The organism is Kosmotoga pacifica (assembly GCF_001027025.1).
GTDB classification, from domain to species: domain Bacteria; phylum Thermotogota; class Thermotogae; order Petrotogales; family Kosmotogaceae; genus Kosmotoga_B; species Kosmotoga_B pacifica.
Genome location: NZ_CP011232.1, coordinates 919,551 through 942,088 on the forward strand (window position 1 = coordinate 919,551; position 22,538 = coordinate 942,088).

11 protein-coding genes are annotated in these 22,538 nt (G+C 43.1%); 3 read left to right on the forward strand and 8 right to left on the reverse strand.

Features of this window, described 5'->3' with window-relative positions:
- Positions 1-202 precede the first annotated feature (202 nt).
- Both IX53_RS04285 and xseA read right to left on the reverse strand, forming a co-directional pair.
- Positions 203-490, reverse strand: a complete 288-nt coding sequence (locus IX53_RS04285) for an exodeoxyribonuclease VII small subunit (RefSeq protein ID WP_053001178.1) — start codon at positions 488-490, stop codon at positions 203-205.
- Entirely contained in the window at positions 491-2,026 is a 1,536-nt protein-coding gene (gene xseA / locus IX53_RS04290) for an exodeoxyribonuclease VII large subunit (RefSeq protein WP_047754293.1), read from the reverse strand.
- Between the two features lie 155 nt (positions 2,027-2,181).
- On the opposite strand from xseA, the gene panD reads away from it, so the two are divergent.
- From panD to priA, 3 genes are read left to right on the forward strand one after another with little or no spacing between them, the layout of a single operon-like run.
- Positions 2,182-2,532, forward strand: coding sequence for an aspartate 1-decarboxylase (panD, locus tag IX53_RS04295; protein WP_047754294.1), 351 nt, complete (start codon positions 2,182-2,184; stop codon positions 2,530-2,532).
- Positions 2,533-2,542: 10 nt separating this feature from the next.
- Entirely contained in the window at positions 2,543-3,805 is a 1,263-nt protein-coding gene (locus IX53_RS04300) for a nucleotidyltransferase (RefSeq protein ID WP_053001179.1), read from the forward strand.
- A gap of 25 nt (positions 3,806-3,830) precedes the next feature.
- Complete coding sequence (gene priA / locus IX53_RS04305) at positions 3,831-6,092, forward strand: replication restart helicase PriA (protein ID WP_245612780.1); 2,262 nt, start codon at positions 3,831-3,833, stop codon at positions 6,090-6,092.
- A 10-nt stretch (positions 6,093-6,102) separates the two neighbouring features.
- On the opposite strand, the gene IX53_RS04310 is transcribed toward priA, so the two are convergent.
- The 6 genes from IX53_RS04310 to IX53_RS04335 all read right to left on the reverse strand — a co-directional run bounded on the left by IX53_RS04310 (position 6,103) and on the right by IX53_RS04335 (position 22,536).
- Positions 6,103-7,296, reverse strand: a complete 1,194-nt coding sequence (locus tag IX53_RS04310) for an oligopeptide/dipeptide ABC transporter ATP-binding protein (protein WP_047754296.1) — start codon at positions 7,294-7,296, stop codon at positions 6,103-6,105.
- Positions 7,293-8,306: an ABC transporter ATP-binding protein gene (locus tag IX53_RS04315; RefSeq protein ID WP_047754297.1), complete on the reverse strand. Its 1,014-nt coding sequence runs from the start codon at positions 8,304-8,306 to the stop codon at positions 7,293-7,295. Before IX53_RS04315 ends, IX53_RS04310 begins: the two co-directional genes overlap by 4 nt.
- Positions 8,307-8,318: 12 nt before the next feature.
- A complete protein-coding gene (locus tag IX53_RS04320) occupies positions 8,319-9,221 on the reverse strand; it encodes an ABC transporter permease (RefSeq protein WP_047754298.1) in 903 nt (300 codons plus the stop codon).
- Positions 9,222-9,234: 13 nt separating this feature from the next.
- Entirely contained in the window at positions 9,235-10,269 is a 1,035-nt protein-coding gene (locus IX53_RS04325) for an ABC transporter permease (protein WP_047754299.1), read from the reverse strand.
- 137 nt (positions 10,270-10,406) lie between these two features.
- Positions 10,407-13,769 (reverse strand): ABC transporter substrate-binding protein, encoded by a 3,363-nt coding sequence (locus IX53_RS11105; RefSeq protein WP_245612762.1) that lies wholly within the window; start codon positions 13,767-13,769, stop codon positions 10,407-10,409.
- 43 nt (positions 13,770-13,812) lie between these two features.
- Positions 13,813-22,536, reverse strand: a complete 8,724-nt coding sequence (locus tag IX53_RS04335) for an ABC transporter substrate-binding protein (RefSeq protein ID WP_047754300.1) — start codon at positions 22,534-22,536, stop codon at positions 13,813-13,815.
- Positions 22,537-22,538 lie beyond the last annotated feature (2 nt).

Genomic DNA, 22,538 nt, shown 5'->3' on the forward strand with positions numbered 1-22,538 from the left:
ATACCTTCACAAAAAAACAAGCCCCTTTTTTGGGGCTTTTTATTTCTTCCAATCTCTGCTTACTTCGAAAGATTGTTCTCAAACAAAAACAATTGAACCAAACAAAACCATTTAAACTTATATTTCTTGGATGACTAAGAAACATTTAGTAACTTCTAATTTTTGATTCTATCTTTAAAAGCATATTATAGACGAGAGATAATTATCCATTTTCTCCTAGCAATTCCCTATATTTTTTGTCGATTTCCTCTTTCTTGCTCTGAACAACGGCAAGTTTTTCACGGCAGAACATGAGAAGGTCCATGCCCTTTTCGTAGAGCTCGATAGCGTCCTCTATGTCTATCTCATCGCCCTGCTCGTCAAAATAGTTCGAAATAGTTTCAACCAACTCCATAGCCTGGGAGAATCTTAGTTCACGCATCTCTTCCTCTGTCAAGCTTTCGAGAAAGTCTTTCAGGTCCTTCAGTGTTTGAATTTCTGGAAGTTCCATTTATTTCACCCCCTCCGGGATTCTCTTTTTGTTTGGAATCTTTTCTTTCACTTCCGACAGGATAACACCATCGGCGAGCCTGAGTTTCAATTCGTCGCCTACATTGACTTGCTCAATGGTGGTCACCGCCTTTCCAAGTTCATTGGTAACGATAGCCCCGCCCTTTACCATAGAGTGTATGGGGTTGATAGAGCGCACTTTGGCAATGTATTCTCTTGTTTTTTGTTCTGCTGATTTCATTAGTCTATTGGTTGTAGCAATAAGATAGGATTCCCCCTTTGAAACTCGTACTGCGTCTTTACTAATTAAGGATGCCATTTCGAAAGCCACAGACGATAAGACTTCACTGAAAACTTTAAATTTTCTTTCGACCTGGTTTTTGTTTCTCGCCATCCTTTCAGCATGATACTTGAGTATCAAATGAAACCTGTCGACTTTTCTGTTAACGAAAGAAGCGATTTTGTCCTGTTTGAGCCTTAATACCATAGATTTATAGCTTCTGAAGTCTTTAAGGGCCTTATCCAGTTTTGCATACTCAACAGTCATTTCTCTGTTATATCGAGAAATATATCGATCCACGCCGTAGGCGGAGATGAGCTTTGTCTTTTGAAGCATTTTGTTGTGGTAGGTGTTCATGAGTCGGATAAATGCACTGGCTGTGTTCTTTTCAAGCTGGCTACACTGCTCTAAGTACCCGTTGTTGACCTCAGCTATTTCTCTTCCTGCAGCAGTAGGAGTTTCAACTGAGAGGTGCGCCACATAATCTAGGAGCGTGACGTCTTCTGTGTGCCCCACTGCGACCATCACAGGGATCGATGATTTGCATATACTTCTTGCTAGCTCTTCATTTTCGAGGTAAAGAAGGCTTCCCTGTGCACCACCTCCTCTTACTATGACTATTACCTGACTGGTGGTTTCGTTGGCTTCTTCAATAGCTCTAACGATTTTTTGGGCTGCTGTGGCCCCCTCTACCGCAACTGGAAAGTAGTTTAAGTCCGGCAGTATTTTCGAATTCATTACATTAACGACAAAATCAGTCAATCCCCTGGTATTGGGAGATCCTATGAGAGCTATCCGCAATATAGGCTCTTGAAGTTCGCTTAAAGATGCAATTTTTCTTACTGGATATAGCCCTTCCTGCTTTAAAAGTTCCAATATGGCGGCGCGATGCTTTTCTATACTCCCTTTTCCGTACGGTTCTATATCGATGGCCTCTATTACGTACCTGTTTTGTGTTACGCGAAAACTCAGGTACCCGCTGATCAAATACTCTTCGCCTTCCAGTTCTCGAAAGTTGTTTATTTTGAGGGTGTCTTTAAGTGTATGTGGATCCTCAAACTGACAATTTATCTGGTAAGTGTAGTTGCCTTTCCTGCCTTTAGAGCTTTCCACAAGTTCGATGTCCAGTACACCTCTTTTATTTATCCTTGCAGAACGTATTTCACCGATTACCTGGATTTCTTCTCTGAGATACAGGTTTGTCACTTTTCTTATCCACCACATCAGTTCAGAAACGCTTTTGAACACTTTCGACATAAAAATACCTCCCAGTTCAATGTTACCACGAGCGTTCATGGGGTAAAATAGTATAGACACTTTTGGAATATACCTTGCACTCAGTAAACACAAAATTTTACATTCTGTTTCTTTTGTAAAACCAAGCAGGACTATCATTGTACGGAGGTGATTAAATGTTCAGAATAATGCAAAAATCGAAAATACACCGCGCCGTTGTTACTCAAAAGGATTTAAATTACGAGGGCAGTATTACCATAGATGAGGAATTAATGGAGCTCGCCGATCTATATGAAAACGAGCTGGTACAGGTCGTGAACATAAACAATGGGCTCCGTTTCGAAACATATGTCATAAAGGGAGAGAAAGGCAGCGGTGTTATAGGGCTGAATGGAGCCGCCGCAAGATTGGCAGAAATTGGTGATCTCATTATTATTATCTCTTATGGAATGTACGCGGAAGGTGAATATGATGGCCCCAAGATCGTAAAGGTCGATAAGTTCAATAAACCTCTCGATAAAGAATAATGGTGATTGAATGAAAGTACTCGGCCTCATAGTGGAATACAACCCTTTTCACAATGGGCATCTATACCACCTCCAGAAAGCCAAGGAGTTAATTGAACCCGATGTAACCATTGCTGTAATGAGCGGGAATTTTGTACAGCGGGGAGAGCCGGCGATAATAGATAAGTATGCGAGAACAGAGATAGCACTTGAAGCCGGCATAGATCTTGTCATTCAACTACCTCTTGTATATTCCATACAGGATGCAGGTGGGTTCGCTTTAGGCTCTGTATGGACACTGAACCTCCTGAAGGTCAGTGATATTGTTTTTGGTAGTGAAACGAACAACCTCAGATTGCTCAAGACGCTGGCTGATGTGATCGTAAAGGAACCCAGGGAGTACATCGATAGGTTGAAAACTCATTTAAAAAGTGGTATTTCTTTTCCAAATGCTAGAAAATATGCACTCAGGGATTATCTTACTATGAACCTACCCGGAGAGGATCTCGATGTTGAAGAAGCGGGTAGTTCCAATAACATCCTCGGACTCGAATATCTTGTGGCAATCGAAAAACTCAAGAGTAAAATAGTTCCCCATACTATAAAACGATTGGGAGCTAATTACAATGACCCACAATTTAAAGGTAGTTTTTCAAGCGCCACCGCTGTAAGGGGCATGATTCTGAAGGGCTCTAAAGAGAGGCTCAGCGAGGTGCTACCGCCTTTCAGTTATGAAGTTGTCCTGAAGGAAATAAGGGATAAAGGTCCCGTGACCCTTGAAAGCATGGATAAGTTGCTTATGGGAATCTTACGGACCATGGACAGAGACGATTTCAAGCGCTATTACGGTTTTGTAGAAGGTCTGGATAGACGTTTTGCAGATTGTTCGGAAGCAACAGGGAATATAAATGATTTTTTTGAATGTGTAAAAACAAAAAGGTTCACTTTCACGAGGATAAAGAGGTTAGTTATGAATCTCCTTTTCAAACTCACAGATGATGTAGTTAAAAATTCCTGGAAATACGGACCGCAGTATATTAGAGTTCTCGGTTTCAATGAAAAGGGTAGAGAGTACCTTTCTTCGATAAAAAGGAAACTCGAATTACCTCTTATAACTGTCCCTTCACACGGAAAGAATCTCAGCAGAATCGCTTCATATGAGGGGGTAACACTGGAAATCTTCTTACAGCAGTTCAGTAGAGATTTAAAAGAGGCAGCGGTGCACAGCCTTTTCTATGAACGAGGGTCTTGTAACCTCGAATATAGGAAACGGGTGATATACAAAAGGAGCTGATAGAATTCATTATTACGATGTAGCCATTTCCGGTTCTCCTTTACGTTCGGTTTTCACGTATCATTGCGAAGAAGAACTCGCTGTGGGTCAGCGAGTTATGGTGAATTTTGCCGGTAGAAATGTGGTAGGTTATATCACTGGTATAGGAATAAAACCCGAATTCAAAACCAAAAGTATATTGAAACCTCTTGAAGAGCAAATTTATCTTTCAGAGAAAGACATCGAGCTGGCAGCCTGGACGGTGGAAAATTATCTCGCTCCTGTCGGTAAGGTCTTTGATCTTTTCTTTCCGCCAGGAAGGCTCTTAAGAAGCAGAAGTTACGTTATTCCCCTTGACCCCGAATTACCCTTTTCCGGGCCAATAAAAATTGATGAGGCACTAAAAATATTTGACCGCAGCCAATTACAGAAGTTGAAAGCGCAGAGAAAATTGAAAGTATTGCACAGCTACGAGAAGAGAGTACCTGTGCGAAAGAAGAAAAAAGTTCTCAAACTGCCCCTCAGTCTCAAAGTACTGGAAAAGTTGAACCTTACAGATAACCAGAAGCAGATTGTCGATTACCTCCTTACAATTGAAGAGATAACCCCACAGGAACTCATGAAGAGCCTTTCGCTGAAAAGCCGCTCCTCAATAGACACCCTCGTGAGAAAAGGAATCCTCATTCTGAAAGAAGTCGTGGAAACGGAATGGGATAAATGGACTATAAGAGCGATAGAGAGACTTACCGGGGAACAGGAGAAGGTAAAAAATAAACTTCTTGAACACTTAAATGGGATTCACTACATATTTGGTCTTACCGGTAGCGGAAAAACAGAAGTATATTTTAAAGTCATGGAACGAGTGTTGAACGGGGGAAAGTCAGTTATATATATGGTTCCTGAAGTGTCCCTCACTCCCCAGTTGATGGCCCGTATAAGGGGAACATTTCCTGGTAGAGAAGTCAGAGTGTACCACAGCTATATGAGTCCAGTAAAACGCCAGAGAATCTGGCTGGACGCTGTGAATGGGGAAATTGACATACTTGTTGGCACGAGAAGCGCGTTGTGGATACCAGTGCAGAATCTCGGATTGATTATTGTGGATGAAGAACACGATAGCAGTTTTTATCAACAAACGCCACCTCACTACGATGCGGTGGAAGTCGCCATCAAAAAAGGGCAGCTCTTTAATATTCCCGTGATACTTGGTTCAGCGACCCCGCGGGTCGACCGTTATCACAGAGCGAAGGCAGGAGAGTTCAAACTTCACACTCTTACTAATAGACCCGTTGGCGAATTACCTGAAATAGAAGTTTTTGATCTTCGAAATACAAGAGATTATATAATACCGGAAGAGACATTCAGAGAGATCGAAAAGACTATCAAAGCGGGACATCAGACCTTTGTGTTCGTTCACCGTAAGGGATTTTCGAATTATGTGGTATGCGTCAGTTGTGGGAACATACTTAAATGCCCAAACTGTGATGTTTCTCTCACCTATCATAAGCACGATGCAGTGATGAAGTGCCATTATTGTGGTTATGTAATCTCCCCGCCTTCGAAGTGTGAAAGCTGTGGATCGGGAACCCTTGCGGCCAGAGGATTCGGAACGGAAAGAGTTGAGCATGAACTGCAAAAAAGATTTCCTGAACTCTCCATCATGAGAATGGACCGTGAGACGGTATCGAACCCTGATTTGTACGAGAAAGCTCTCAGAAAGATCGAAAGCAAAGAGGTTGATATTATAGTTGGCACGAAGATGATATCAAAAGGTCTTGATTTTCCGACCATCGGACTTGTGGTTGTAGTGGATACCGACAGGATAATCAACCTGCCAAATTATGATTCTGTGGAAAATGCTTTCCAGCTGATTTCACAAATTTCGGGAAGGTCAGGCAGAGGAGTGCGTGGAAGAGCCATAATTCAGACCTATGAACCAGACCACAGGGTGATAAAAACCGCTCTCAAGAACAATTACGAGGAGTTTTACAGGACGGAGATTGAAGTCAGGAAACTTCTCAAATACCCGCCTTTCAGCATCTTCATAGAGGTTGTGGTGGAGTCAGAAAAAGAAAAGCAATGTCGCGATATTGCTTTAAAACTATATGGCGATCTCTCAGAGAAAATAAAGGATGGGGAGATTCTGGAACCTGTTGTCCCTGCTGTCAAGAAGCTCTTTGGAAAGTACAGGATGAAAATATACCTCAAACTCTTCAGCAAAGACGAATTACACAACCTATTTGAATTGTTAAAAAAAGCTCCCACCGGCATCGACGTCATCGTCAACAGTAACGGCGGGAGCCTTTAACAGCCAATAATTATCTCTTCATTTCACCCGGGAAGAAGCAGGCGACTTTGTGCCCATTCCCAAGGTCTTGTAAAGGTGGTTCTTCCTTAGAGCAAATATCCTTTGCAATGGGACAACGGGGGTGGAATCTGCATCCCTTCGGTGGATTAATGGGACTTGGAACATCACCCTGAAGAATTATCCTTTTACTCTTCTTCTCAGGATCTGGTATCGGTATAGCTGACATCAAAGCGACTGTGTATGGATGAAGTGGATTCTCAAATAACTCTATTTTTGAAGCTATTTCAACCATCTTACCCAGATACATAACCGCGACACGTCTGCTCACATGACGAACAACAGCCAGATCATGGGCAATGAACAGGTAAGTCAGCCCGAACTCCACCTGGAGATCATTCAGTAGGTTTAGAATCTGTGCCTGAATTGAAACATCCAGCGCAGAAACTGCTTCGTCAGCCACTATCAGCTTTGGGTTCAGGATAAGTGCACGCGCGATACCGATTCTCTGTCTCTGACCGCCGCTGAATTCATGCGGGAATCTGCTCATGTGGTCTTCTGAAAGGCCGACTTTTTTCAGAATATCGGCAACTTTTGCCATGACTTCGCTTCTGTTCGCGACTTTGTGGATGAGAGCACCCTCTGCGATAATGTTCTTGATCCTCATTCTGGGGTTTAGAGAGGAGTAAGGATCCTGAAAAATTATCTGCGCTTGTCTCCTGAATTCCTTCCTTTTTGCTTCTCTGTTAGACATAAGTTCTCTGATAAAGGAACTTGCAGAGCCATTGTGCTTTTCAAAGTAAAGCTCTGCCATCTTTCTATCGAATTCGTCCTCTATACTTTTCATTGCGGAAACAGCTGAGCCGGCTTTTCTTTTGAGATCTTCAAAAGGTTCGACGTACGTTCGAATAAGATATTTTCTGGCATTTAAATACGGCATGAAAAGGTGTGTCGTGTCTTCATCGTTCATGATTATTCTACCTGAGGTTGGTTCGTGTAGCCTCAGGACGGTCATACCGGCTGTCGTTTTACCACAACCGGATTCACCCACCAACCCCAGCGTTTCTCTTTCATATACCTCAAAAGAGATGTTATCAACGGCCTTCACGTGAGCCACCACACGTCTGAACACACCGGCTTTCACAGGAAAATACTTTACAAGGTTATCGACTCTCAGTATGGGTTTTCTGCTTTCAGACTGACTCATGCGCCTTCACCTGCCCTGGAAACCTTGACTGTCTCTTCAAGTCTATCGATATGCCAACAAGCTGCTTTGTGACCGGGCTCGATTTCTTCCAGAGGTGGCTCTTCAGTCCGGCACTTATCAGTGGCAATAGGACATCTGGTGTTAAACCGGCAACCCTTCGGGAAATCAAGGGGATCTGGAACCACACCGGGAATATTGTAGAGCTTTTCCTTATCTTCGTCGAGTCGCGGTATGGCATTCATAAGACCCCAGGTATATGGGTGTTTTGGATCTTTGAAAAGTGTTCTCACGTCAGCGTACTCCACGACTTTTCCGGCATACATAACAACGACCCTCTCGGCCATTTCAGCTATAACACCGAGGTCGTGGGTTATCATAACGATAGCCATTCCGTACTCCTTCTGAAGTTCCAGCATGAGCTCCAATATCTGAGCCTGAATTGTCACATCCAAGGCTGTAGTTGGTTCGTCGGCAAAGAGTAGTTTTGGGTTGCATGAAAGGGACATCGCAATCATGGCTCTCTGTCTCATGCCACCGGAGAGTTCATGGGGATATTCATCAACCCTCTTTTCAGGTTCGGGAATCCCGACTTTTTTAAGCATATCGATGGCCATTTTCCTTGCAGTATCTCTGTCAACGTCTTGGTGCAATAGAATGGCTTCCATTATCTGATCGCCCACAGTGTAGACAGGATTGAGCGCTGTCATGGGTTCCTGGAAGATCATAGCCATCTCGTTTCCACGCATCTTCCGCATCTCTTCTTCAGAGAGAGAGAGGATATCTTTGCCATCAAAGATAATTTCCCCTCCTGCAATTTCACCTTTCTCATCTAAAAGGCGCATGATAGAAAGGGAAGTGACGCTTTTACCGCAACCGGATTCGCCGACAATTCCCAATGTTTCTCCTGAATACACTTCAAAGCTCACACCATCAACGGCTTTAACGATACCGTCCTCAGTATAGAAGTATGTTTTCAGTCCTTTAACTTCAAGCAATGGTTTTTTCTCCACTTCAAAACCCCCTTAACTGCGCATTCTCGGGTCAAAGATGTCTCTCAGGGCATCGCCGACTAAGTTCCAGGCAAGGACAAACAGTACCATCGCGACACCGGGGAAAACAATGGCGAACCAAGCTTTATCAAGCATGGTCATCCAGTTTCTGGAATAACTCAGAATAGTTCCCCAGTCCGCATAACCGGGTTCTGCACCGACTCCCAGAAAACTAAGACCGGCAGCAGTTATAACGTATGAACCCATTCGCATGGACATCTGTATAACCACGGGGAAAATGGTGTTTGGAAGTATATGCTTTATGATGATCAACCAGTCCTTCTGACCCAGTGCTTTCGCAGCAAGGACGTATTGTTCTTCTCTAGCCTGCAATATGTTTCCTCTGATGAGCCTTGCAGTTGTCATCCACCCAAAGACTACAAGGGCGATCATCACCTTGTCCAGCCCTTTTCCGAGAATGGTCGTGAGTACCATGGCAGCGACCAAGAAGGGGATCGACATGAAGATATCAACGATTCTCATGAGAATCTCGTCAATCCAGCCACCAAAGTATGCCGCTATGGAACCGATAATGATTCCAATAATTGCTGAAAGCCCAGCGACGGTCAACCCCAATTTGAACGCCGTTCTTGTGCCGTAGATGACACCGTAGAAGATATCCCTTCCACCTATAACCCCAAAAGGATCATCTTTGCTGGGAGGCAATGGGTTGGAAGTCCAGGCAACTCTAGGCATCTGGTAAGGGTTGTCTACATAGGCTCTGGCCGCCGCTTTTGGTGCGAACTTGTTAACGATCTGGGGTGCGAATATAGCAATTATGACAAAGATTATCAACAACACCGCACCTAATACGGCCGTCTGATTTGTCCAAAATTTCTTCATCATTTTTCTAAAATCACTTTTTCTTTTAGCCATGACAACAACCTCCTCAGTGGAGTCTGATTCTGGGATCGATTATGGCATAGCTCACGTCGACTATGAGGTTTCCCAGAACGAGTATGAAGGAATAGAACAGGGCTCCACCGATGATGGACCAGTAATCCAGCTGTGTGGCCGCTGTGGCGAGGAATCTACCCATGCCTGTTCTCGAGAAAACTGCTTCCACGATCACAGTACCTGAAAGCAGCCCGATCACGGTACCACCAGCGACTGTCACAACAGGTATGAGGGCATTTCTTTTAGCGTGTTTGTTGATGACGACTTTTTCGGGAACACCTTTCGCACGCGCCGTCCTGATGTAATCTTTCCTCAGAACTTCAAGCATGCTGGATCTTGTGATTCTAAGCAAATAGGCCCACCAGAGGTAGGATATTGTCATGACAGGGAGTACGAGATGTTTCAAAGCATCTACAAATACATCAAACCTGCCATTGAGCAATGCATCAATTGTGGGTAGATGAGTAATTGTATGCCACTCAGGGCTTCTCAAAACGAGCTCGAACTTAGTACTAAACATACCTGGCGGGAACCACCCAAGTACAGCATAAAAGATCCACAATAATAACAGTCCAAAGACGAAATCTGGGAGAGACCAGCCTATTAGGGCAAAGACCCTTATAAATTGGTCAATGAATTTGTTTTGATGTACTGCTGAAGTAATCCCTAGCCATATGGCGACAAAAACAACCGGAATGAAAGCGTAAAGAGCCAATTCAAGCGTGTAAGGAAATCGTTCTGCAATCGCCTTTGCTACAGGAGCCTTTCCCACCAATGAATACCCGAGATCACCTTTTAAGACGTTGAGTAGCCATTTGCCATACATTACGGGCATCGGCTGATCCAAACCATATTTTTTTATCAGCCTTTCGGCAGCATCAGGCGTCTTCAAAGCTTCTGGGCTTTTAACGTAAGACGCCAGCAACCTTTCCGGACCGAGAGTCCAGATCATGGAAAAGATGATCAGGGTAACACCAATTAAGATGAGTGGCAGTAAGAGCAGCCTGCGAATGATGTAGGCAGTCACTTATGTATCACCCCTTCAAGAGAAATATAATTTGTGCAACAAGAGACAAGAAAATTATACATTAAACACTTAAACAAAAAAAGAGGCCTGGGTTACAAACCCAGACCCCTTAAATTAAATTAAAAGCGAATTTCTTCTTATTTCTCTTTGTAGACCTCGTAGTAGTTAGTACCGGATCTCAGAGGATGTGGATACCAGCCTCTGACCCAGTCTCTCTCGACATGGAAGCCAAGGGGCATGTACAGAGGAACACCAAGTGTGTTTTCAATGGCTATTCTCTGAACTTCCTTGTAAAGTTCGTCACGTTTTGCAGGATCTGTTTCCTTGACGGCAGCCGTTATGAGTTCGTCGATGTTTTCCTTGGCGAATTCCAGGAAGGGTTCACCCTGTCTGGATGCGTAAATACCGTAGCTAGCATAGTAAGTTGCAAGGAAGTTATGTGGATCTGGGTAGTCAGCCAGCCAACCAATGATGAAAGCGGGCATGAGACCACTTCTCTGGGCCTTGAGATATGTAGGCCACTGCACACCCTGAACGTCTATGTGGAACTTCGGGTTGAGAGATTCGATGTAGAACTTGAACATTTCGGCAGCGGTCTGTCTGGCTTCGTTACCGGTGTTGTAGAGGAGCGTCAGCTTGAAGCCTTTTTCCCAGAGCTGACCATCAAAGGCTTTCTTGAATTCAGCTGCGGCCTTGGCAAGGTTGAATTCAGGAACGGGCAGCGTTTCATCGAAACCAAGGTAACCTTCAGGAAGGTCTGTCGGAACGAGTTTACCGTAGCCGTTGAGAACCTCTTCTATGAAAGTCCTGCCGTCGTAGCAGTAGTAGAAGGCCTTCCTAACGTGAACATCGCTGAAGAATTCAGGTGGCACACCATTTCCATCGAGTCTGCCGCTTCCGATGTATTCGCTTCCTTCCTTGACTTTCCAGTTGAAGTGGAAGGAGGTGATGGCTGATGTCGGGTATCCGTCGATTATTCTGACACCGGGCATACCCACGACCTGATCCTTGTACTGTGTGGGAACATAGACGATGTCAGCGTCGCCAGCCTCGAGCATGGCTTTTCTGGTGGAGTATTCGTCGATACCCCAGATGATGACAGTCTTCAGTTTGGCCGGACCTCTCCAGTATTCGTCAAATCTTTCGAGGATGACCTTCTGCTGTGCCCTGTCCCATTCGACAACCTTGAATGGACCGGAACCAGCGTCTACACTGTGGAAAGGTGTTTCTTCTGGCTGCAGGTCGTGCCATTTCCACCAACCATCAGCGTTTCCGTCCCAGGCACCGTTTTCCTTGGCCCAAGTGGAGTCAAGGATTGCACTCCAGCCAGCGTAGTGGGAAATGATCCACATGAACGGAGCGAAGGGACCATGGAGTGTGAACACGACATTGTTACCATCGACTTCAATGAGAGGATCGATGACTTCGTTGTAGAAAGCGATGAGCTTCGCTTTGGCCTCTTCAGAGGTGGGTTCCCTGTTTTCATCGACAGCATCGGAGTAGGCCATACCTGACCAGGCTTCGAACCAGTCTTCCAGTGAAGCGTAGTCTCCACCGGAGAGGGCTTCGATGATCATCCACATGGGTCCACCAGCAGGATCGAAGAGGATTCCTCTTTCAAAACTGTACTCGACGTCATAAGGAGTGAGAACGTTTCCAGTATGGAACTTGACGCCTTCCCTTATGGGGAATACGTACTTCGTACCGCCATCCTGGATGAGTCCATTTTCCAGTGTTGGAACCTCGGTCGAGATCATGGGCTCGAATTCCGTTACGGAATCGCCCTTGTACTTGATGAGGTTGTCGTACACGTTGAGGATGACTCCGCCACCGGCGGTTTCATAACAATAGTGAGGATCAAGAGTTTCCGGTTCCCCAAAGGTTAATTCGGTTAAAATTCGTTCCATGGATTCCAGAACCAGCAAAATATTGTTTTGAGAAAAATCAGATGGTCTTGGATCATTTATAGATATGTAGAGTGTATCATCTTCGAACTTTAAGATTCCGTACACAGGTTCACCGATAAACAAATCAATGTTTGCCGGATATATAGAAGTATCAATAGTATAAGTTCCGGTAATTGTATAGTTTTCAGCAATAGATGTGATTTGGAAGTCGCTTTCGGTAAAAGTAACTTCAATCTCAACACTATCGCCTTCATAGTAATAGCCGGTCCATTTGCCGAAAAGCTTATAAGCACTTATATTGAAACTGATTGTGGAAGAAGAAATGCCATCAGAAGCTTCAATGGATACTGTATATTGCCCCGGTTCAGTGATATTTGAACAATCATAGTAGTTTCCATTTATTTCACCTGGTCCTTCAACGATGGCGTAAGTTACAGATTCTCCGTCAGGTTCGAACATATAATCAGCCAGGTTTATTTGATGATTGAACCCGATTATGACTGTTTGATCCGGGATAATCGACCAGACAGGAGCTGCATTTGGTTTCTGGCAATAATAATTCCTCGCAAAAATGATGAAATCGGAAAGACCTATTGTTCCGTCCGGTGAACATTTGTCGTATATGCCAGCCCATTCTCCACCATAATGATCCTCGGCTGGTGCTATGTCGTACACTACTTCGTATACACCGTCTCCATCTTCTGTATTGTAGTGCTGTGCAAAGAGTATGAAATCACTAAGATCCACCTTTCCGTTTCCATCGAAGTCACCCAGTAGCTTTGGTGCTCCTATCTCTATCTTTCCCCCCACTGCAAGTACGTTAAGAAGGTTCGTGTCCGGATCCCTGAATTCCCCAGACATTGTCAAGGTCGTGGTGCCCGTGATGAACTTCGATTTCACATGCACGGCATATATGTCTTCAGAGGCTATGCTAATTCCTTCTGAACTCGTAAACGCCGTCGATATTAACAACGTCCCCTGTTCGTTGTCCACCTGTACTATCATCATTCCTGAGCTGTATGTATTGAGCGCTTCAACTCCATTGTTCCCCTTCGTGGTGTCTATCTCTATATACGCCGGGTCGAAGGTTATGTTGAGTTCGCTCCCGCCTATTCCATTGACATTTTGCGCGTGTATGTAGAAAACACCCTCGGCATTCCTGTCTATCACCGTATCCCTTATGGATATACCATCTGGCAACGGTTCTGGTGCTCTCTGTATCTCCAGCATGTATTCCTTCTTTACATTTGCAACGATTCCCTTCAACGTCCTGAACTTCCCGAATATCGTGAGAATCTTCTCGCCTTTTTGTATATCACCAGAAGGCTTGACGACCGCTATGGTGGTCATTCCTTCGTCATTCTTGACTATCTTAAGGTAGTCATTGGACACTTTCACAGCTTCAGGAGATATGGTTTCATTGAGTGTTATCTCAAAGCCTGTCATTGTTTCCTCTGCTTCTATGACTATGCTTCCAGAACGAAGTAAAAGCATTGCCCCCTCTACTTCCATTGCATCCTCTTTAAATCTTAGACAGGACGATAGACTTATAACCAGAAATATTGCGAGTAATATAGTTACCACTCTCTTCATTCGAATCCCCCCATATCAGGTAAGAGTTAGATAAGACACACGATTATTCGCTTTTCCATATACAATATCCCTTCCAGAGAATACCAGCTGCCGGATTTGGTTCAGGATTAGCCAGATGAACAGTATCCTTGTGGGCATAGAGATAGTTCTGGGTAACGGTATAAATCAAAGGCTGATGTTCAGCACATATCATTTGGAATTCAGCAAAAAGGTTATATCTTTCACCAGGATCTACTACTGAGGTTTGCAACCTGAATATCTCGTCTATTCTCTGTTCCCAATCGGGAGACCACCAAATGTCTTCAGGAACAGTATCAGGCCTTAGCTCGGGTGAGTAGTTCCAGAAGTGCAAGCCACCATCAAGTCTCCAGACATTCCAGCCTGAACCCGGATCGGTGGACCCACTTAACCCGATGATGACAGCTTCATAATCTGGAGCAAGAAGTTTTTGCACCACCGTATCGAAATCAATCGCGTTGAAGTTTATTTTTATGCCGAGGCTTGCAGCTTTAGAAACGATATCATTACCAATTGTCTCCCTGATAGTATTACCAGCATTTGTAATTAATTCAAATTCAACAGCAGTACCACTCGCATCCACAAGAGTACCGTCTGGAGTCAATGTAAAACCACCGAGCTCCAGTTCTTCTCTTGCCTTTTCAAGGGAATATTCGTAGCCAAAACTCTCAACTTCTGGATTGTAGAACCCCGAAGAAGGACTTACAGGCCCATAAATCGGTGTGCCGAGTCCATTGTAGAGCTCGTCAATAATAGTCTGCCTGTCAAGCATATAAACGAAGGCTTTTCTGAAGTGCTCATTCCTGAACCATTCTCTCTTAGCAGGATCACTGTTGACCCAGTTAAATGCGATAAATTGGGAACCAAGAGCGGGCCCACCTACACCGACAACCCAACCTTTTTCTTCTGCTTGTTCTTCAATACCGGGAAATTCCTCCGCTGTCGGATTATAAATATCTATTTCGCCGTTCTGGAAGTCATTGTACATGTCTGTAGTAATCTTGTATTCTATCCTGTCGAGATAGGGAAGTAGAACCCCGTTTATATCTTTTCGGTAATAGAATGGGTTGCGTTCAAGCACCACGGTAGATTCGGAGATACTTACAGGTATAAAAGGGCCTGTACCAACGATGTTTTCTATATCACCCACCGACCATGTGCCAGAAAATGTTCCATTATCAACAGCTTCTTCGCAAATGTGTTTCGGAAGGATTGAACTGTATGCCACCCATTTGAAGCCCCAAACATTTGGAGCGGTCCAGGTGAATGATATAGTGTTCTCGTCAACAATCTCCACAATCGGAAGCTGGCCGTTGGCATCCAGAACACCACCAGGACCACTGGCGGTCATACCTTCAACCAAGGCTACCCTTGTAAACGTGAAATAGACATCTTCAACGGTGAAAGGAACACCATCCGACCAAAAGACACCATTTCTAATACTGAAGAATACAGTTTTTCCATCCTCGGAGAACCACCAATCTGCCGCGAGAGCCGGAATCGTTGGCATTTCTTCATCGTCAGCATTTAATAAAGAATCGCAAAACCATTTTACGATTTCCTGCGAAGAACTGTTCTGTACCCAATAGGGATTCAACGTAGAAGGAGCGTTTGGCAGCCCAAGATAAAGTGTTCCACCTGCTATACCATTGGAATCCTCGATTACATATTCTGTTTCAGGAGGATTAACAACATAGTAGCCCGTATTCGGTGCTTCGTCCAGTAAAGTTTCATCTAATCCAACTTGCCATATTTCAACACTCAAGGGATCTCCAGTATAGTTCATTTTTGATTTTTCAATCCCGACGATAATCTGGTTCGAGTTATAAATACCGGTGATATAATCTAAACCACTGAAGTAAGAGAAATCAAAAGTTGCGTAATAATTAACAACGCCAAACACAAAAAAGTAATCTGGTGATATGTCCATTTCAGCAATAAAATCCTGATATTCGGGTGGTGTTGCTGGATATGAGGTATCTAAAAGCACATATGTGCCAAACTTTTCCAAAGCCACATCCCAGTTGTCATCATATATCACTTTAAAGAACAAGTAATCTGAGGTTTCACCATAGTAGATTTCATTTATTCCATATCCCGAAGGAGAATCATCGAGGGTATCCTGTCCCAGTAAAGTCCAGTCGGTTGGCAGAACAACTGAATTTGAAGTGGTGGTAAAACTCCATATTGGTCCTTCGGTGATACCCCCTTTACCATCTTTGGCAACAACTTTCCAGTAATATGTGGTTGAAGGTTCAAGTGCTGGATTTATTATGGCGTAACCGATCAAATCTCCTGACATGCTAATCTTTTCGGTATAGTTTGAAAGATATAACTGCATATTTTCAGGTGAAGTTCCATAATAAACATCATATACAATAGTATCGCCATCTGGATCAGATGAATCCCAGCAGAGAGCGGGAGTTAAGGGTACTCCAGTTGCCCCATCTGTGACACTAAGACCATCTTGGATTATGTATGGTTCTTCAGGAGGCTGGTTTCCAATTGTGAAATAGCCAGAATCAGGGGCAAAATCGAGTAGAGCATCTTCGGTACCAGTTACTGCAATTACTCTGACTTCTTGACCAGCATATTTAATAACAGATTTGCTAACTCCAATTATTACAGTATCCGAATTAGTAAGGCCTTCAACATATGCTGGACCACCCAATTCGGTGCCGCTTTCTTCGCTTAGGGCATAAACAACTGATGAAGTAGAATCAGGACTAAAGATAAACGCATAGTCTGCTCCTATTTCAGGATTAAAAGCATTAAAACCAGTTAACGTAGACGAGTCGGTGTCTAACAATATGATTAATGCATGATCTGAAAAATCTTGCCACTGTCCAGCAGCCTTTACTTTGAAGTACAGATAATCAATGTTTTCTGCGTAAGACACTTCGACTATGTCCACTGACGGGCTTGAAACGTCTGTTGGGTCTGTTCCGAGCAACATCCAATCATCAGGTGGATATGTAGGATCAGTCTCAACATGCGCGCTCAAAATACTTAATTTCGGATAATATTCAATTACCAGCAGATTTCCAGCTTGACCAGCTACAAAATAAGCATCTTCTTGGTATCCAGCATCATAATCTTTACCATCGAATTGTTCTTCATAAGGTCTCCAATCGGTTCCTCTGGCGATTTTGTAGTAATAACTATCACCTTCATCTACGTTTATACTGATTCTTAAAATATATTTTTCTCCAACTTTTTCCATCTTTGACAGTGTCCAGTTGTTAAATTCTCCAGCACAGTACCAGTCTCCAGTCTCTTTTTCGCTATCTCCAATTCCAATTGCGTCCCCTTCACTCATAAGGCTTGGTGAGGCATATATCGTTATAGATGTTGCATCGCCTAAATTTTCTTTCCAAATAGGTATTTTTGACCCCGATACACTACTGTACACTGTATACCAACCAATATTTCCTAAACTGCCTGGAAGAAATGTTATCGAAGCTACAGGAAGTTCGAAGGTATAAAGACCATCTTTTAAAATCATTCTGTCAGATTCTGTTGGAGTCCAATTGTTCCAATCTCCAGCAACCAGAGGAAGACCTATTGTAAAATACCCTGGCAAAGAGTCTATATTGGGAGCGGAATCAACCAAAACTGGTGAGTTAGGATTTTCGACAGTTGTCACAACTAACCTGGTTTCTTGTCCCGAATATCCTATTAGTGATTTCTCTACACCAACGATTAAGGTATCAGAATTAGTATTGCCTTCTATGTATATAGGGCTTCCAATAGGTATAAATCCAATGGTTCCGTCATTCGGGGCCTCACCAACCCAAGGTTCGGAACTACCGGTAATGGCTATTATCACGTAATCAACCCCAATATTGGGATTATAAGCATTTACTCCTGTTTGAGTGGACAAATCGGTATCCAGCCCTATTACAATAAACTCTTCCGACAAATCTTGCCATTGCCCTGCAGCCCTTACTTTAAAGAATAGAAGATCAGCGGTTTCAGCGTATGACACTTCGACAATGTCCATTGAAGGGGTTGAAACATCCGTCGGGTCTGTTCCCAGTAAATTCCAATCATCTGGTGGAGATGGAGGAAGAGCATTTTGTGGTTCATATCTCACATTTACTCCCCTGTCAATCAAAGCCTGGATGTTGTTCATATCATCTGAACCTGGTGTGAGATCGAGATAGTTGTTCTCGAGGTTGATCCAGTCTCCTTCACCAAGTCCAGGATTGTTTACCAGGGGTGTGATATCCTGTATTGCATTACCATTCAAATCAATTTCTCTTAAATTGGGTAGATTTTGCAGCGGGCTGAGGTCTGTAATCGAGTTGCCCCACGCCCAGAGATTTTCGAGGTTCGTATGCCCTGCCAGTGGTGACAGATCACTTACCGAACATCCTCCTATGTCCAGTAGATACAGATTCAGATTTTGCAGAGGTGTAAGATCGCTGATTCCCTGGTTTTCATTCAGCCATAGCCATTTCAAGTTACTGAAGTTCTGTAGAAATTGGATGTCTGAGTTTGTCAAACCCAAACCAACCAAAGCCAGGTTTTCTAGCCAGGTCATATTCTTGATCGGCTCAATGGAGCTCAAAGGATTCCTTCCAAGACTCACACCGTGAAGATTTTGAAGGCTTGGAAGCACAGAGATATCCGTTATGTTGTTATCTTCTATGTTCAGGTATTCGAGTTGTGTCATTGAGGTTATAAAGCTTATATCTGTCAGATTGTTGACATTAATGCATAGACTTCTCAAATTGACGAAATTTGCTAAGAAAAGGACATCCTCGTTTCCAAGGTTCAACCCTTCTATGCCAATATTCTCGAGTTGCGACAGATTTTGCAATTGACTAATATCACTGATCGGATTCCAACCAACGAACAACGTCCTGAGGTTTGGCAAATTCATTATGGGTGTGAGGTCGGTTATTTGATTTCTAGATACGAAGAGCGCTTCGAGATTTGTACAATATTCCAGACCACCGAGGTTGCTTATTCCTCTATCCTCCAAGTTCAATTCGTGAATCCCCGCTAAATCGGTGTTGTATATAGGTTCGCCAACTTCTTTTCCCAATACCTCCCTTATCGCTTGTTCAAGATTGGGATCGGGGAAAGTCACTTCTTCGGGTGGAGCGATGGTTATGGTTATTTCTCGGCTTAATGTCTGCCCTGCAAACGCGGATACTGGATATATATCCGGAAGAGTGGTTTCAAACCTAATAATGTATTCGCCGGATTCAAGGGAGGGGAGGTTATCAAAATGATAGTCAGTTCCTTCTGCACGTTTGGTTTGGTCATATACGGTACTGCCATCACTTCCCTGAATAGTTAGTCTCCCCTCGATTCCAGCCCAATTATTATTCTTATCCAACACTTCTAATCTGTGTCCGTACGCATCCTCTATCCAGATGTTAATGTTAGAGCCAATAGATTCAGAAGAGATGGCGGCGTTGTCTATTCCTTCAAAGACTACCTTTGGAGTTCCATAAGCATAGATAGTTGCTTCATCATTAGCGCCTACTGTTACCCATTGCCAAATGCCACACCTAAAATTGTCATCTTCCTGGAAATCAACCACGAAAAAATCTCCGGGCATCACAGAAATTTGAGCTTCTAATGTACCCTCAGGATACCAAAATCTATGATCTGCACCCCAAGTGCTAATTCCCGGACTTATAGTCCCAAAATCTCCGTCTATGAGCACGTGTATTGTTCCCCAGTTTTGCAAACTAAGTGTCAAAGTTCCGTTTATTCCAACACCGTTTGCAAACCACACAGATTTGTCTGTATGGTCGTAAAAAATGAGCCCGTCAATTGTTTCAAGATTAGATTTCACTTTTTCCGGGTTATTCACTTCGAAAAGGCTGATAGGATAAATATTAGAATTAAATTTGAGTATTCCTGTAAAATTATGTGAGTTAGAAACGGGATTGCCCTGTTTGTCCAAAAGGGATATGTTAAATACATTTTGCAAAGTAGAAGCCTCTAAGGTTATTTTTCCAGGATAGGTGTAAGTTCCATAGAAAATAGCAGCATATGATTCGCTTCCGTTTGACTCTTCTATTGTCATGAAGTATTCACATGTCTCGTCCCATTGGTCAAAGGGTGTAAAAAATGAATCAAAGTCTATAATTATTGGTTCGTTGATGGCTAAGTTACCAACGTTGACTCCACTTGATCTTGCTTCGTATCCCCCGCCTACATATCTTTCGATAATTTGCGCTGTACATCTTGTGATTCTCATTCCTTCATCCGGAACTATAACAAAGCCATTTGTTAAGCTTTCAGATGGAACTACAGTTATGGTTATTTCCCTCTTTAAAGAATTTGAAAATTGTGTATTTGGATAGTCATTAGCATCAATTTCGATGATTAGTGTATATGTCCCGGGTTCCGTGGGAGCAGTTAAATTGTCGAATGCAAAACCTTGTTCAGTTAGTTCCGTCTGTAACGTTACTGTGTCCGAGGGACCGATTAGTTGCATTGTAACAGAAGGATTTGACCAATCGCGATTTTTGATGGTAATGTTATTCCCAAATTCATCCCTAATCCATCCTTGCAAACTTCCTGACTCTCCAGCAGGAATTTGGAGATTTGTCGCATCCGAAGGAATTCCTTCAAGTTCAATAATTGGCATACCAAAGAAATTTAGATCAGCTGTAGTGCCATTACTGACGGTAACTCCTCCAACATCATAACTCATGTATAAGTAACCGGCTGTTCTTAATACCACAAAAGTTTTGAAAAGCGTATCCGGTGTAACAGTGAACGTGGATTCAGTTGCTTGCTCTGTGTCGACAAACGGCCCCGACCAAATAACTGCCTTTTCCCGTGGATCCAGTTTGATAAAGGAATTTTCAAAGTTATCTGCATGAATATTGAAGGTTAATGTTCCAAAATCACTCAACGAAAGTACAGTAACATCATTCATATTAAGGTTTTGAGTGTACCAAACATGATGGTTGGCGTTATCAATTGCTGTCAAAGAAATCAAAGATGTCAGGTTATTTTTAATAGCTTTTATATCTTTATAAGAAGCACCATATATCTCAGTGAAGTATTTATAATCACTTATTTCAAATGCTAACGAAACAGTTGAAGTTGCAGCGATTTCCATACCGCTTTCATCTTGCAGTTCAAGTGACAGCGTGTTTGTCAAATTTTCTAAAAAAATACAGATCCCCTCATCAGGTAGAGTTATGTTCCCCCGCCATAAGAAGTACTTAACCTGTTCATTTAAAGTTTCTCGAATCACAACTGAAACGTCGTAAGTATCGCCCGGAATGAAATCTGACAAATTGATCGAATTTTTTCCTCCATTATTAAAATTGAGATTTCCGGATATAGAACTTCCCGCAACTAATGCATAATCAATATTTCCTTCAGGTTCAGGGTATATAAGTATCGTTCCTGGTTGATGTGAGTTCGTTGTAAAAGTCCAGACTGGACTCTGCACCTCATGAATACCATCTTTGGCTACAACTTTCCAATAATAAGTTGTATCAGGCATTAACAACTCTCCAATTGTGAAGCTGTTAGAAGGATTATCTGACGCAATGAGCTCCATATTTTCAGAACTTATACCAAAATAAATATCAAAAACAAGGGAATCTCCTTCTGGATCATTACATGCCCAACTCAGTGTTACTGAGTTCAATTCAACACTACTGGCACCTTCAGCAGGAACTGGGTCATGAGGTATTTCTGGGGTTTCGTTTGGTTTTGTTTTTGCGTAGTTTCTTGCAAAAATGATGAAATCGGAAAGACCTATTGTTCCGTCCGGTGAACATTTGTCGTATATGCCAGCCCATTCTCCACCATAATGATCCTCGGCTGGTGCTATGTCGTACACTACTTCGTATACACCGTCTCCATCTTCTGTATTGTAGTGCTGTGCAAAGAGTATGAAATCACTAAGATCCACCTTTCCGTTTCCATCGAAGTCACCCAGTAGCTTTGGTGCTCCTATCTCTATTTCTCCACCGTATATAGATACATTCAAAAGATTTGTGCTCGGGTCTTTTACTTCTCCGGACATTATCAGCGTTGTAATACCCGTGTTGAACTTTGTCTTTACATGTACGGCGTATATGTCTTCAGAGGCTATGCTAATTCCTTCTGAACTCGTAAACGCCGTCGATATTAACAACGTCCCCTGTTCGTTGTCCACCTGTACTATCATCATTCCTGAGCTGTATGTATTGAGCGCTTCAACTCCGTTGTTCCCCTTCGTGGTGTCTATCTCTATATATGCCGGGTCGAAGGTTATGTTGAGTTCGCTCCCGCCTATTCCATTGACATTTTGCGCGTGTATGTAGAAAACACCCTCGGCATTCCTGTCTATCACCGTATCCCTTATGGATATACCATCTGGCAACGGTTCTGGTGCTCTCTGTACCTCCAGCATGTATTCCTTCTTTACATTTGCAACGATTCCCTTCAACGTCCTGAACTTCCCGAATATCGTGAGAATCTTCTCGCCTTTTTGTATATCACCAGAAGGCTTGACGACCGCTATGGTAGTCATTCCTTCATCATTCTTGACTATCTTAAGGTAGTCATTGGATACTTCCACAGCTTCAGGAGATATGGTTTCATTGAGTGTTATCTCAAAGCCTGTCATTGTTTCCTCTGCTTCTATGACTATGCTTCCGGAACGAAGTAAAAGCATCGCCCCCTCTACTTCCATTGCATCCTCTTTAAATCTTAGACAGGACGATAGACTTATAACCAGAAACAATGTAAGCAGTACTATTATCATTCTCTTCATGT

What these genes read in the sequence shown, in the direction of transcription:
- IX53_RS04285 (WP_053001178.1), bottom strand. Translation starts at nt 490, where the DNA reads ATGGAACTTCCAGAAATTCAAACACTGAAGGACCTGAAAGACTTTCTC.
- xseA (WP_047754293.1), bottom strand. Translation starts at nt 2,026, where the DNA reads ATGTCGAAAGTGTTCAAAAGCGTTTCTGAACTGATGTGGTGGATAAGA.
- panD (WP_047754294.1), top strand. Translation starts at nt 2,182, where the DNA reads ATGTTCAGAATAATGCAAAAATCGAAAATACACCGCGCCGTTGTTACT.
- IX53_RS04300 (WP_053001179.1), top strand. Translation starts at nt 2,543, where the DNA reads ATGAAAGTACTCGGCCTCATAGTGGAATACAACCCTTTTCACAATGGG.
- IX53_RS04310 (WP_047754296.1), bottom strand. Translation starts at nt 7,296, where the DNA reads ATGAGTCAGTCTGAAAGCAGAAAACCCATACTGAGAGTCGATAACCTT.
- IX53_RS04320 (WP_047754298.1), bottom strand. Translation starts at nt 9,221, where the DNA reads ATGGCTAAAAGAAAAAGTGATTTTAGAAAAATGATGAAGAAATTTTGG.
- IX53_RS11105 (WP_245612762.1), bottom strand. Translation starts at nt 13,769, where the DNA reads ATGAAGAGAGTGGTAACTATATTACTCGCAATATTTCTGGTTATAAGT.
- IX53_RS04335 (WP_047754300.1), bottom strand. Translation starts at nt 22,536, where the DNA reads ATGAAGAGAATGATAATAGTACTGCTTACATTGTTTCTGGTTATAAGT.